Here is a 13460-nt window from a genome sequence, read left to right on the forward strand (position 1 = left end):
GCCCCAGGGCACGGTACTCATCCGGACAGCCGGACGGGCATGATCAGGTAACGGTAGTTCGGGTTCTCCCCGTCCTGCGGCGGCTTCCCGGTGAGGACGGCCGGCTTCGTCGGCGTCGTGAACGACAGCCGCGCCACGTCCGAGCCGATCGCCGACAGCCCGTCCAGGAGGAACGCGGGGTTGAACGCGATGTCGATGTCCTCGCCCTCCAGGGACGCCTCCAGGGCCTCCACGGCCTGGGCCTCGTCCCCGGTGCCCGCCTCCAGGACGACCTCGCCCTGGCTGAACGACAGCCGGACGGGCGTGTTCCGCTCCGCGACCAGCGAGACGCGCTTGACCGCCTCGATGAACGGCGCGGTCTGGACCTCGGCGAGGCCCGCGTACTCGCTCGGCAGCAGCGACCGGTACTTGACGAAGTCGCCGTCCAGCAGGCGGGACGTGGTGCGGCGGCCGCCGCCCGCGAAACCGATCATGCCTTCGCCGGTGCCGCCCGTCCCGCCGAGCGCGATCGACACCTCGGCGCCCGCGGTCAGCGACTTGGCGGTGTCGGCGAGCGTCCGCGCCGGGACGAGCGCGACGGCGGAGAAATCGGGGCGCTCCGGCTTCCAGTGCAGCTCCCGGACGGCCAGGCGGTACCGGTCGGTGGACGCCAGCGTGACCGTCTCGCCCTCGATCTCCACCCGGACGCCGGTCAGCATCGGGATCGTGTCGTCCTTGCCGGCGGCGATCGCGACCTGGGAGACGGCGGCGGCGAACTCGTCGCTGCCGACCGACCCGGCGGCCGGCGGCATCTCCGGCAGCGTGGGGTAGTCCTCCACAGGCATGGTGAGGAGTGTGAACTTCGCGCTGCCGCAGCGGAGCATCACCTTCGCGCCGTCCGTCGTGACTTCCACAGGGTGGGGAGGGAGGCTGCGCGAGATCTCGGCGAGGAGGCGCCCGGAGACGAGGGCCGTCCCAGCCTCCTCCACATCGATCTCCGTGGACACCTGGGCGGAGACCTCGTAATCGAACGCGGACAGCTTCAGCCGGTCGTCGTTGCCCTCGCCCCCGGCGACGAGGTGCATGCCCGCGAGGACGGGCACCGGGGGACGGACGGGGAGTGTGCGCGCGGTCCACGCGACGGCGTCGGCCAAGGCGTCTCTGTCGATGCGGAACTTCAACGGGACCAGCCTCCTGCAGGTGTCGGACAAGGGTGAGGTGATCTCTGCCGGGCCGGGGAGCTCGCGGCACGTTGTCCCCAGGCCCTGACTTGAGATGGATCTTTTCTTGAGTAGAGAAGTAGTGCAGTACAAGTAATAGGGGCCGTGGATAGTGTGGACAGAGCAAGTTTTCGCAGGTCAGACCCCGTTTCTCTGTCCACTGGGGCTGTGCACGGGCGGTGGACGGCGCGAGGGCGCCTGGGGACGGCGAAACCGTCCCCACACGTCATCCTCATGTCATCCCCCGGTTTTCCACGAGTTCTCCACGGGTATGGCACCGGGTTCGGCGGCCTGTGTACAGAGGACGCGTGATCGCGGGGCCCGCCCACAGGCCCGTCCCCAAGGCGTCCCCAGGTCGTCCACCGGTTTTCCCCAGAGCGGCGGCGCGGGGCGCACAGCCGGTCCACATCCGTCCACTCTTCATCCTCAGCTTTTCCAGCGGTTGCCCACCGGGTTATCCACGAAAATCCCCAGGGTTTTCCACAACCTGTGAGTAGCCGCTTCGGTTCTCTGGGGAAGCGCGCATTTTGTCGGCTCTTTGCCTTCGACAGGGTGTGGACGGCCGGGCGGAGCCTCGTCCACAGGGGTGCCACGGAGCTGTCCACAGTGTGTACGACGCGGGGCGTCAGCGCTTGCGGGCCTGGTGCTTGATGCGCCCGGTCAGCTCGGTGACCTGGTTGTAGATGGCGCGGCGCTCGGCCATCAGCGACCGGATCTTGCGCTCGGCGTGCATCACGGTGGTGTGGTCGCGTCCCCCGAACTGCTGCCCGATCTTGGGGAGGGACAGCTCGGTCAGCTCGCGGCACAGGTACATCGCGATCTGCCGGGCGGTGACGAGCATCCGGGAGCGGGACGGCCCGCACAGGTCCTCGATCGTCGTCCCGAAGTACTCGACCGTCTGCGCCATGATCATCGCGGCGGTGATCTCGGGGCCGGAGTCGTTGGGGATCAGGTCCTTGAGGACGATCTCCGCGAGCTTCATGTCGACCGACTGCCGGTTCAGGCTCGCGAACGCCGTCACCCGGATCAGCGCGCCCTCCAGCTCCCGGATGTTCGTCGCGATCTGCGACGCGATGAACTCCAGCACGTCCGGCGGCGCGGCGAGGCCCTCCTGGCGGGCCTTCTTCTGCAGGATCGCGATGCGCGTCTCCAGCTCCGGCGGCTGGACGTCGGTCGTCAGGCCCCACTCGAACCGGTTGCGGAGCCGGTCCTCCAGGGTGACCAGCTCCTTCGGCGGACGGTCGCTGGAGATCACGATCTGCTTGCTGGCGTTGTGGAGCGTGTTGAAGGTGTGGAAGAACTCCTCCTGCGTCTGCTCCTTGCCCTCAAGGAACTGGATGTCGTCGACGAGGAGGATGTCGACGTCCCGGTACCGGCGGCGGAACCCGTCCGCCTTTCCGTCGCGAATCGAGTTGATGAAGTCGTTCGTGAACTCTTCGGAACTCACATAGCGCACACGGGCCCCGTTGAAGAGGCTCTGCGCGTAATGCCCGATCGCGTGGAGCAGGTGCGTCTTGCCGAGGCCGGAGTCGCCGTAGACGAACAGCGGGTTGTACGCCTTGGCGGGCTGCTCGGCGACCGCGACGGCCGCGGCGTGCGCGAACCGGTTGGACGAGCCGATGACGAACGTCTCGAACGTGTACTTGGGGTTCAGCCTGGCGTGCTCGGACGCGCCGGCCCCCGGCGCGGAGGCGGGGGCTCCGGAGCCGTCGTCGTCGCGGAACTCGCCCCGGTAGGGCTCCTCGCCGCGGTACTGCTGCTCGCCGCCCGTGAACTCCGCGGACTGGTAGTCGTCCGCGTGCCCGAGCGGCGGCTCGCTCCCGCCGCCGTGCTGGGGTTCGTGGCCCTGCTGCTCCGCGCGGCCGCGGAGCGGGCCCAGCGTGCGGTCGTTCAGGTGGGAGTGCGGCGGGCGTCCCGGCGCGGCCTCGCCGCCGAAGCCTTCCTGGCCCCCATGGCCGGGGAAGGGGCGGCCTTCGTACGGGCCTCGTCCCCCTGGCCCCGTCCCGTAGGAGGGAGGACGCGGGGCGGGGGGATACGTTCCGCGGTCGTCATCCGCAGCCTGTGGATAACCTCCGGGCGGACCGGGGCTGTGGGTAACTCCCGACTGCGGCCGGTACCCCTGGTCCCCGTAGGACTGGTCGTTGTACGGCTGCTCCGGGTAAGGGCGCTCGGACCTCTCCCCATAAGACTCGCCATACGACGAGTCGCCGTTGTTGTAGGGGCGGTCCCTGTCGCGGTCGTCCTGCGGCCGTTCCCCGTAGGACTCGCCGTAGGAAGAAGGTGAGTCATGCGCGCCGGGCCCGGGAACCGGTGCGGAAAGCGGCTCACCGGAGCGGGAGCCGGGGCCGGTCGCGGGGCCGCCGGAGGACGCCGCCGGCGGCTCCGGCTGGACGGTCACCGCGACGCGGATCTCCCTGCCCAGCTCGCGGGAAAGGGCCTGCGTGATGAGGTTCCGGAGGCGCGTCTCCAGCGCGTCCTTGGCGAACTCGTTGGGCGCGGCCAGCAGCGCCGTCCCCTCGACGAGCGCCAGCGGGCGGACCATCGGCAGCCATGCGCGATAGCTCGGAGACAGATCGCTCTCGGACAGTGCCGTGAGGGTGCGGGCCCAGACCGATCCGAGATCCTGACCGTCCATGCGCAAGGTCCCCCTCCCACCGACTCCGCCGTACGGAGTACCTGACTACCCGGCTCTCCCACGGGACACGACACGCCTCTCAGGGCACGACCGCGACGCGGAAGCCTTACTCTCTCACGAGTTGTCCACAGAGTTGTCCACATGCTGTGCATAGGCATGCGGCACCTGTGTAAAACCCGTGGGACGGGTCTCTGGAATGCGGGGTCGGGAATGGTCCGGCTTTCGCGCGGCCGGTACGGGGTGGTTCTGGAACGGGGGCTCGAGAGGCAGAAGACCGACATCAGATCGTCGAGTTCATCGAAGGAGCGTCGGCTCGCCCAGACGACCTTAACCGGTGCCGCCCCCACCCGCAACATGAACCTCACCCCCTTCCACAGCACCGCGCGACCGGTGCGCGGGGCGGCGCGAGATCCCCGCCCGGGCGGGCGCGGAGGGGCGCTCCGTTTGACCGCGTGGCCGGGGAGCCCGTAACGTGCTGAGGTCGAGTCGCATCGACGGAGATGCCGCGTGCCCGCCGGCAGCCCCTCCAGGCGAGTCCGGGTGGGCCCCCGCTGCGGGGGACCGGACGCGGCCCTCGACGCATCGAGACTCACGACCGTTACCGAACGACCGCAGCACTGGAGCCTCAAGTGAGCAAGCGTACTTTCCAGCCGAACAACCGTCGTCGCCACAAGAAGCACGGCTTCCGGCTGCGGATGCGCACGCGCGCCGGCCGCGCGATCCTGGCGAGCCGGCGCAGCAAGGGCCGCGCCCGCATCGCGGTCTGACCACCTGACCTGTGCTGCCGTCCGGCAACCGGATGCGGCGGCGGGACGACTTCACGCTGGCCGTCCGGCGCGGTCGCCGCGCCGGACGGCCGACTGTCGTGGTGCATCTGCTGCGGCGGGACGAGGCGCCCGCGGCGGACGCCCCGCCGCTGGTGGGGTTCATCGTGGCGCGCACCGTCGGCAACGCCGTCGTCCGCAACACCGTGCGGCGCCGCCTCCGCCACCTGATGCGCCCGCACCTCGACCGGCTCCCAGCGGGTAGCCTGCTCGTAGTGCGCGCCAACCCCCGCGCGGGAGCGGCGCGTCCAGACGAACTGGCCGCGGATCTGGAGTCGGCGCTCGACCGGCTGCTGCGGCCCGCGTCCAAGGGGCGAAGATGAGGAGTCGGCAGGGGACCGCGTCCCCCGCACAGCACGAGACGGGCCGTCCGGGTCCCGTCGCGGCCGTGCTGATCCTTCTCGTCCGCGCCTACCGCCGCTTCTTGAGTCCCCTGCTCGGGCAGCAGTGCCGATTCCATCCCACCTGCAGTGCGTACGGCCTGGAGGCGCTCCAGGTGCACGGGGCGCTGCGGGGCACATGGCTCACGGCCCGCCGGATCGGGCGGTGCCATCCGTTCAACCCCGGGGGTCACGACCCGGTGCCGCCGAAGAGGACGGCCGGAAGAACCGGACCGGCGGGAGCGGCCGAATCGGCCGCACCGGCCGGAACGGCGGAAAAGGTCGCCTCTGGGGAATCCGTAGAGACCGGTGATTCGTTCTCACAGGGAACGTCCGTCTTCTCCGGGGATTCCGAGGGGACGACCCCTCCCCGGCGAACCGCGGCGGCCCCCTCGAACTCCGGCCGCGAGGAGAGCGGCCACGCCCTAGCAGAGCCCAAGGAGCTGCCCGGTGCTTGATTGGTTGTACGAGATCGTCTCTCAGCTCATCGTGTGGATCCACACGGGGCTCAGCACGGTCGTCCCCAAGGACAGCGGATGGGCGTGGGGCGGTTCGATCATCCTGCTCACCGTCCTGCTGCGGCTCATCCTCGTCCCGCTCTTCGTGAAGCAGATCCACGCTTCGCGGAAGATGCAGGAACTGAACCCGAAGGTTCAGGCGCTGCGGAAGAAGTACAAGAACGACAAGCAGCGCCTCAACCAGGAGGTCATGAAGCTCTACCAGGAGAACGGCGCCAACCCGCTGTCGGGCTGCCTGCCGCTCCTGGTGCAGATGCCGATCTTCATCGGGCTGTTCCAGACGCTGAAGCGGATCTCGGACGCCAAGCGGGGGCAGAGCGTCTTCGCCGTCTCCTCCGACCTGGTCGCGAGCGCGCAGAACGCCAACATCTTCGGCGCCCACATCCCCGACACGTTCCTGAACGCGTGGGGCGCCGACCCCAAGAGCTGGACCGCGATCATCGTCACCGGCATCGCCGTGGTGATCAGCTCCTGCACGACGTTCTTCACCGTCCGGGCCAGCATGAAGCGGCAGCCGGTCACCGACGACTCGAACCCGATGATGCAGGCGCAGAAGATGATGGTCTTCTTCGCGCCGCTGTTCGGCCTGTTCGGCCTCGGCTTCCCGCTGGGCGTGCTGATGTACTGGGTGACGTCCAACAGCTGGACGCTGGCGCAGCAGCACTACATCTACAAGAAGTACCCGCCGCCCGGCACCGACGGCGAGGCCGCGACGACCACCACCGCGAAGGCCGGCGGCGCCAAGACGGCCGGGTCGAAGTCTTCGAAGTCGACGGGGTCGAAGACGGCCGGTTCGAAGGCGGGCGCCAGGGCGGCCGCATCCAAGAACGGCCAGAGCCCGTCCGGCGCGAGGGCCAAGGCGAGGCTGAAGAAGGAGCCGGAGCCGGCGCCCGAGCCGGAGGCCAAGCCGAAGGTCGTGCGCAACCAGCCGACCCGTAAGCCGCGCAGCAAGCGCAGCGGCACCCAGAAGCGCTAGTTTGAACCCCGAGCACGTGCCGGAGAAGGAGACCCCGTTGAGCCAGACCGACACCACCGAGGTCGACGTCCAAGCGCTCGAACAGGAAGGCGAGATCGCCGCCGACTACATCGAGGGCCTGCTGGACATCGGTGACTACGACGGCGACATCGACATGGACGTCGAGGGCGAGCGCGCGATCGTCGCCGTCGTCGGTGCGTCCCTGGACGAGCTGGTCGGCAAGCGCGGCGAGGTCCTGGAGGCGCTGCAGGAGCTGACCCGGCTGGCCGTCCACCGGCAGACCGGCAACCGCACCCGCCTCATGCTCGACATCGGCGGCTACCGGGAGCGCCGCCGCGCCGAGCTCACCAAGCTCGGGACGGACGTCGCGGACGAGGTCAAGCAGGCCGGCGAGCCGAAGCCGCTCGCCCCGATGACCCCGTTCGAGCGCAAGATCGTCCACGACGCGGTGGCCGCGGCGGGCCTGCGCAGCGAGTCCGAGGGCGAGGAGCCCGACCGGTACGTCGTCGTCTACCCCGCCTGACCCCCGGCTCCACCGCTTTCAGGCGGTCGGCCGGGCTTTAGGCCGGCCCGTGTCGGGTCGGCCGGCGAACTTTCGAGCGGCCCCGGTGCCCGCGCATCCACGCGGCACCGGGGCCGCTTTATGCGCGCGAAATTTATGCGCGCGAAGCCCTTGGCGTGCGGGGTCAAGGTATGCAGGGGTCCCGGGTGTGCGGGGCTTCGGGTTAGAAGAGCAGGCCCCACCCGCCCGGGGGCGGACCGCTTACCTCCATGGTCAAGCACCCGCAGGCGCAGGGACGGAGAACGGTGAACTGTGGATAACCGGTCACCACGGGAAGGGCCCCGCGCCCTGGCCGGCGCGGGGCCCCTGGAGCTCGGTGTGCACCGCCGCCCTGGCACACCGAGCAGGTACCCGAGTCCGTGTTATCGACGAGCGGTGCGCCTCCACCTGCGGCGTTGCGGGATGCGATCGCCTGAGTCCACGACGGACGGACGGTTCTCCTCCGCCGGGTCCTGAGCGTGCGCGGGGTCCTGGGCGAACGCCGGGTCCTGCGCGACGTGGCCGTGCGTGACGCCTTCGTCCGCCGGATGTTCGATCACCCGTTCGACTCGCTGGGCCGGACGCCCCATGGGGGCGGGGTCCTCGATGATGTGCTCTTCGCGGACGATGGTGCCGGGCTCGTCGCCGTACGCGGGGTCGACGCCGACGACTCGGCCGGCGGCACGCCGCGGCCGCGTGTATTTGAGGGTGAAGCCCATGCTGACCAGCCCCACCAGAATCAGGATCCAGCCGACCAGGTGGATGTCGACGCCACTGAGGTCGACGCGCAGGGCGAACGCGAGGATCGCGCCCACGGCGATGAATGCGAGACTGACTCCGATTCCCATTGTCGGAGCTCCTTCCGGGGGGACGGTCGGGCGACACCGCACCCCTACCCGGCGAGTCTCGAATATGCCGAGGGGTCATGTGTTTCTTGCCATAGCGCAAGGTCTGCCCGTCCAGCCGCCCGAACTCATCCACAGGGACGTTTCAGATGTACGAGGCCGCCCCGTCATGTGGAACGATTCGTCTGGTGGGGAGTGCACGTGAGGTATTCGGGGACGCGCTGCCGGTCGCGGAGCGTTATGCGGCGTTCCTCGCGGACGCCGGGGTCGAACGCGGGCTCATCGGGCCGCGCGAGGTCGACCGGCTCTGGGAACGCCACCTGATCAACTGTGCGGTGGTGTCCGAGGCCGTCCCGCCGGACGCGCACGTGGTGGACATCGGCTCCGGTGCCGGGCTGCCCGGCATCGTCCTCGCGATCGTCCGGCCCGACCTGCGGATCACCCTGCTGGAGCCGCTGCTGCGCCGCACCACTTTCCTGGACGAGTGCGTCCAGATGCTCGAGCTGAAGAACGTCGAGGTGCGCCGGGCCCGGGCGGAGGAAGTAGCCAAGGAGTTCTCGGTGGAAGTGGCCACGGCGCGCGCCGTCGCGCCCCTCGAACGCCTTGCGAAATGGGCCCTTCCGCTGCTGCGCCCGGGCGGGGAACTCCTCGCGCTCAAGGGGGAACGGGCCAAGGCTGAGCTGGACGAGGCGGCGCCCGTGCTGAAGCGGCTCGGGGCGCGCTCGACGGAACTGCTGCAAGTCGGTCGCGGTATGGTCGACCCGCCGACAACACTCGTCCGTGTGGTCGCCGGCCGAGGAGAGGTTGTCGGGCGACGACAGCGCGCCCCCCGGCGTGCAAAAGGGTCGAGGAAGAGGTCTTCATGAGCACGGGACCAGGACTGGGCCGGCCTGACCGCGCCGACGAAACCCCCGACGAGCAGCCGTCCGGCCTGGGCGGATCCGGTGCGGACGAGGGGATGCAGGCGCCGTCCACCGGTGGGACGCAGGGAGTCCCAGGCCCGGAGACCCCACCCTCCGGGCACGCGATGTGGAGTACAACGACGTCCGGGACCGCGGAGAACGTCGGATATGTTCCGACGAACGCCGGCGCACATCCGCCGGGGCCGCGCAAGGGACCGAATCAGGGGGAGTCAGAACTCGTGCGCGAGGCGCTCAAGGACGCCAAGGTTTCACATGAAACAGCGGTGACCGCGCTCAAGGCCATGTCCGGCCGCAGGGAACGGGAGTGGCCGCGGCCGGACCGATGCCGCGTGATCACCATCGCCAACCAGAAGGGCGGCGTGGGCAAGACCACCAGTTCGGTGAACCTCGCCGCGTCCCTCGCCATGCACGGGGCGCAGGTGCTCGTGGTCGACCTCGACCCGCAGGGCAACGCGTCCACCGCGCTCGGCGTCGAGCACCACGCGGAGGTCCCGTCGATCTACGACGTGCTGATCGAGGACATGGCGCTGGCCGACATCGTCGTCAAGGCGCCGGAGATCCCCAACCTGTACTGCGCGCCCGCGACGCTCAACCTGGCGGGCGCCGAGATCGAACTCGTCTCCAAGGTGGCCCGCGAGTCACGGCTTCGGCGGGCACTCGACGCCTACGAGACCGAAAAGTTCGACTATGTGCTGATCGACTGCCCGCCGTCCCTCGGCCTGCTCACGGTGAACGCGCTCGTGGGCGGGGACGAACTGCTCATCCCGATCCAGTGCGAGTACTACGCGCTGGAGGGGCTCGGCCAGCTGATCCGCACCGTGGATCTCGTCAAGGCCCACCTGAACCCGAAGCTGAAGGTGTCGACGATCCTGCTCACGATGTACGACGCCCGGACGCGCCTCGCCGCGCAGGTCGCCGAGGACGTCCGGAACCACTTCGGAAACGTCGTCCTCAACACGGTGATCCCCCGCAGCGTGCGGGTTTCGGAGGCCCCGAGCTACGGGCAGTCCGTCATGACCTACGACCCCGGATCGAGCGGCGCGCTCGCCTACAGCGAGGCCGCCTCGGAGATGGCCCACGGAGGAGCTGTCCAGTGAGCCAGCAGCGACGCGGTCTGGGCAAGGGGCTCGGTGCCCTCATCCCCACCGCTCCGCCCCCGACGTCGGACGGATCCGGCAGTTCGAACGAGCCCGGGTTTCCGGGCGGCCCTGTCGCGAACGGGGCCGCCGCCCCCGGCCCGGCTCTCGAACCGGTCGCCGGCGCCCACTTCGCGGAGCTGCCCGTCGGGTCCATCACGGTCAACCCGCGCCAGCCGCGCGAGCACTTCGACGAGCAGGCACTGCAGGAGCTGGCCGAGTCGATCAGCATCGTCGGACTGCTGCAGCCGATCGTCGTCCGCAAGGCCGCGTCGGACGAGCACGATTACGAGCTCATCATGGGCGAGCGCCGGTGGCGGGCGTCCAAGATGGCCGGTCTGGACGTCATCCCGGCGATCGTCCGCGACACCGGCGACAACGATCTGCTCCGTGACGCGCTCATGGAGAACCTGCACCGCCAGCAGCTCAATCCGCTGGAGGAGGCCGCCGCATACCAGCAGCTGCTGCAGGACTTCGGCGCCACCCACGAGCAACTCGCCGGACGTATCGGCCGGTCGCGTCCGCACATCACCAACACGCTCCGGCTGCTGAACCTGCCGCCTGCCGTGCAGCGCCGGGTGGCCGCCGGAGTGCTGTCCGCCGGCCACGCCCGTGCCCTGCTTTCCCTCGACAGCGTCGAGGCTCAGGAACACCTGGCGCAGCGGATCGTCCAGGAGGGCCTCTCCGTCCGCGCGCTGGAGGAGATGATCGCCCTCCGCGAGGTGGAGGACGAGCCGAAGGCGCCACGGCAGGGCCGCCGGAAGAAGCCGATCGCGCCCGGCCTGAAGGAGCTCGCCGACCGCCTCTCCGATCGGTACGAGACGAAGGTCCGCGTGGACATGGGCCGCAACAAGGGCAAGATCGTGGTCGAGTTCGCCACACTCGAAGACCTCGACCGCATCATCAAGTCGATGGCCCCGGATGACGACGGCGTGGGCGACGTCTGATACCGCCCATGAAGCGCCCCGGAAGCCTCGGCTCCGGGGCGCTTCTTTGCGTCCTGCTCCCCCATGTTTCCCGTGAAACATCCCCGCCGCCGTGAGCGCACCGCGTAGAGAGACGAGCGCCGACGGTGTTCCGAGACCGCCAAAGCGGAGTCCCCAAGAAAGCCGAGCCGATCGATGTCCAGACGGGTCCTTCCGCCGAGACGCCTCGCGGTGGGGCACGCTCAACGCGATGCTCGTTCTCCCGCGAGGCGGCGGGCGGATCCAAGACCGACCCACCGATTGCACGCCGCCAGCACGAACACGCCCACGGAGAAGGCGGGGGACGCAGGCGCTAGCGGAGACGCGGGCGGCGCGGCGAGGGACGTCCGCACGAAGACGCGCCCTTAGCCATTCGCGCTCGCTCTAGTGAGCGGGCGAGTATGACGGGCTGGTGGAAGGCATGCCGTGGGCACCGGCATGCCTCGGCAGGAGGTAGGGATGGCGTTCGAGCCGCCGGAGGGGACGCGGGCGGCGCGGGCGAGAGACGTTCGCGCGAACGGGCGCCTTTAGCGATGCGCTCTCTCTGGTGGGGGGCCGACTGACTAGCGGAAGGCACGCCGCCGGCACCGGCACGCCCTCGGGAGAAGACAAGCGCGGGTGGCGTTCGAACGTGGACGAGGATGCCCAGGAGCGGTTCCGTGGTTGGGGGTGCCGGGAACTAGTCCGGTTTGATTCCGCAACCCGACGCCCGATGTTGATCAGCTCGACGCTCGGAAGGGCGGCACGGTCAATCACCGTCTTGCCCGGTGGGGGTCGCAGGCGGCGCGGTAAGGGGCGTGCCCGCGGATGGACGCTCAAAGCGATGCTCGCTCGCGAGACGGCGAGTCCCGGCGGTGAGCGGATCACAGCCGCCGGCATCGGCACGCCTGGCGGCGCGCAAGCAGGTTTGTCGAGCGCTGGTCTACGAGCGCCGGTTGGGCGGGCCCGGCTGCCGAATGTGCATCTGGTCGGGCGTGAGTCTGCCGGGCGTGCCCCGTCTAGCGCCGGTGCAGAGCGCGGGCTCGCGGAGTGTTGCTGGCTGGTCCTGCCCAGGGGTGGCAGCCGGCGAGCCGAGGACACATCAACAGGACCCCTGGGAAGCGCGCAGGCGTATGCACATGGCACCCGGGCGGCCACACGGTCTCAGCGCGGGCGCAGAAAGCTCGGCACACAGCACAAGCAGGAGCTCACGCCCATCATCGCGTGGTGGTTTCACGTGAAACACTCGCTGGCCAAGACTCATCTCCAGACCGCACGGCCTCGTCCTCCATACCGGGGTTGCGCCCTCAAGGTCGCATCACCGAACGAACTCGCGGGCAGATCCAGAGGGCGGATCCCCTGGAGCCGGCGGCGGACCGAAGCATCGTCGAGAGCGGGGGCCACGACGACCCAGGCTCATCGAGCGCGACGGACGCTTCCCAGCGTCTTGTGCGGCGGCGGTCCATCTCCCGGGCAGTGGACGTGGGGACATGGCGCCCAATATGTTCCGGCGGAAGGGCTCCCATGAATTCGACCTTCAGGGAGGTCCGGTTGGATCGCGAAGAGATGTGGCGGCACATCAGGGAACAGCGTCTGGCCGTCGCGGAGGCCCTCACAAGCCTCAGTCCGGACGAGTGGGAGCGGCCCTCGCTGTGCGAGGGATGGCGTGTGCGTGACGTCGTCGCCCATGTCGGTCTCGCGCCGGAGATCACCTTGGGGACAGCAGTGCGCGAGCTGGCACGAGCGCGCGGGAGCTTCCACAGGCTCATCCGCGAGACGGCGATCGACCGTGCCGCCCTTCCGAACGGCGAGCTGATCAGCATTGTGCGTCGGGTCGCGGATTCACGGCGACTTGCTCCCGGCACCACGACCACGGAGCCATTGCTGGACATCCTCGTCCATGCTCAGGACATCTTCCTACCGCTCGGACGCGACTTCGCCATGCCGGAGCGTCCGGCCCTGGTTGCAGCCGACCGCATCTGGCAGATCCCCCCGCCTTTCGGCTTCGGCGCCAAGAAGCGGCTGCGCGGTCTCCGCGTATCGGCCACGGATGCATCGTGGTCGCGTGGTGACGGTCCCTCCATCTCCGGCCCGCTCAAGGCCATCGTCCTCCTCATCTCTGGACGTGATGCGGCAGCGCTCCCGTACCTCTCGGGAGAGGGCGTGAACGTTCTGATCGGCCGATCTAAGAACAAGGCGGCACCGCCCACAGCCACCGCCCCCAACGACCCGGGCACTGCGGCACGGCAGCCCGATAGTTGAGAACAAGCCCTCTCGCCAGACATCGCAGAGATGGTCTCCGGCTCTCGGTACATGAGTGCGTGGCGGTTTCACGTGAAACACCCGTCTGGCCAAGGTGCATCGCTCAGCCCGAGAGCGGAGCGCGGAGGCTGTTTCACGTGAAACGGGGACTCCGAGGATCGCGGTCCGCCCTAGACGTCGAGCCGGCGCATCCCCGTCTGCCGCTCGGTGGAGCAGGCCCGTGACTTGGCGGCGCGTCCACCCGTGGGCGCGCCGTTCCGCCGATCCGCGACGCTGG

General features: G+C 69.5%; 12 protein-coding genes. 9 read left to right on the top strand and 3 right to left on the bottom strand.

Annotated elements, in window-relative coordinates; genetic code table 11:
- Positions 1-17: 17 nt before the first annotated feature.
- Entirely contained in the window at positions 18-1160 is a 1143-nt protein-coding gene (gene dnaN, locus ABTW95_RS18465; protein ID WP_396450250.1) for a DNA polymerase III subunit beta, read from the bottom strand.
- Positions 1161-1824: 664 nt separating this feature from the next.
- Positions 1825-3834 carry a chromosomal replication initiator protein DnaA gene (dnaA, locus tag ABTW95_RS18470; RefSeq protein ID WP_500226886.1) on the bottom strand — a complete coding sequence of 670 codons (2010 nt, stop codon included), beginning with the start codon at positions 3832-3834 and terminating at the stop codon, positions 1825-1827.
- Between the two features lie 629 nt (positions 3835-4463).
- Between dnaA and rpmH the strand changes: the two genes are divergently transcribed.
- Genes rpmH through ABTW95_RS18495 form a run of 5 tightly spaced genes read left to right on the top strand, consistent with a single transcriptional unit; the run spans position 4464 to position 7055 of the window.
- Positions 4464-4601 carry a 50S ribosomal protein L34 gene (rpmH, locus tag ABTW95_RS18475; protein ID WP_396450253.1) on the top strand — a complete coding sequence of 46 codons (138 nt, stop codon included), beginning with the start codon at positions 4464-4466 and terminating at the stop codon, positions 4599-4601.
- 11 nt (positions 4602-4612) lie between these two features.
- A complete protein-coding gene (rnpA, locus tag ABTW95_RS18480; RefSeq protein WP_396450255.1) occupies positions 4613-4981 on the top strand; it encodes a ribonuclease P protein component in 369 nt (122 codons plus the stop codon).
- Positions 4978-5496: a membrane protein insertion efficiency factor YidD gene (gene yidD / locus ABTW95_RS18485; RefSeq protein WP_500226887.1), complete on the top strand. Its 519-nt coding sequence runs from the start codon at positions 4978-4980 to the stop codon at positions 5494-5496. The genes rnpA and yidD overlap by 4 nt, the downstream gene beginning before the upstream one ends.
- Positions 5489-6532 (top strand): membrane protein insertase YidC, encoded by a 1044-nt coding sequence (yidC, locus tag ABTW95_RS18490; protein ID WP_500226888.1) that lies wholly within the window; start codon positions 5489-5491, stop codon positions 6530-6532. Before yidD ends, yidC begins: the two co-directional genes overlap by 8 nt.
- Positions 6533-6569: 37 nt before the next feature.
- The gene (locus tag ABTW95_RS18495) at positions 6570-7055 is read left to right on the top strand and encodes a Jag family protein (RefSeq protein WP_089327667.1); all 486 of its coding nucleotides are present in this window, start codon (positions 6570-6572) and stop codon (positions 7053-7055) included.
- A gap of 401 nt (positions 7056-7456) precedes the next feature.
- Here ABTW95_RS18495 and ABTW95_RS18500 read toward each other — a convergent pair whose 3' ends face one another.
- On the bottom strand, positions 7457-7921 hold the full coding sequence (locus ABTW95_RS18500) for a DUF6458 family protein (RefSeq protein ID WP_396450258.1): 465 nt from the start codon (positions 7919-7921) through the stop codon (positions 7457-7459).
- Positions 7922-8067: 146 nt separating this feature from the next.
- On the opposite strand from ABTW95_RS18500, the gene rsmG reads away from it, so the two are divergent.
- The 4 genes from rsmG (at position 8068) to ABTW95_RS18520 (ending at position 13183) form a co-directional block, all read left to right on the top strand.
- Entirely contained in the window at positions 8068-8784 is a 717-nt protein-coding gene (rsmG, locus tag ABTW95_RS18505) for a 16S rRNA (guanine(527)-N(7))-methyltransferase RsmG (protein WP_500226889.1), read from the top strand.
- A gap of 275 nt (positions 8785-9059) precedes the next feature.
- Positions 9060-9938, top strand: a complete 879-nt coding sequence (locus tag ABTW95_RS18510; RefSeq protein WP_396454564.1) for a ParA family protein — start codon at positions 9060-9062, stop codon at positions 9936-9938.
- The gene (locus ABTW95_RS18515; RefSeq protein ID WP_396450262.1) at positions 9935-10924 is read left to right on the top strand and encodes a ParB/RepB/Spo0J family partition protein; all 990 of its coding nucleotides are present in this window, start codon (positions 9935-9937) and stop codon (positions 10922-10924) included. The genes ABTW95_RS18510 and ABTW95_RS18515 overlap by 4 nt, the downstream gene beginning before the upstream one ends.
- Before the next feature lie 1521 nt (positions 10925-12445).
- A complete protein-coding gene (locus ABTW95_RS18520; protein WP_396455018.1) occupies positions 12446-13183 on the top strand; it encodes a maleylpyruvate isomerase family mycothiol-dependent enzyme in 738 nt (245 codons plus the stop codon).
- Positions 13184-13460 lie beyond the last annotated feature (277 nt).

The organism is Spirillospora sp. NPDC127506 (assembly GCF_040302145.1).
In the GTDB taxonomy this organism is placed as follows: domain Bacteria; phylum Actinomycetota; class Actinomycetes; order Streptosporangiales; family Streptosporangiaceae; genus Spirillospora.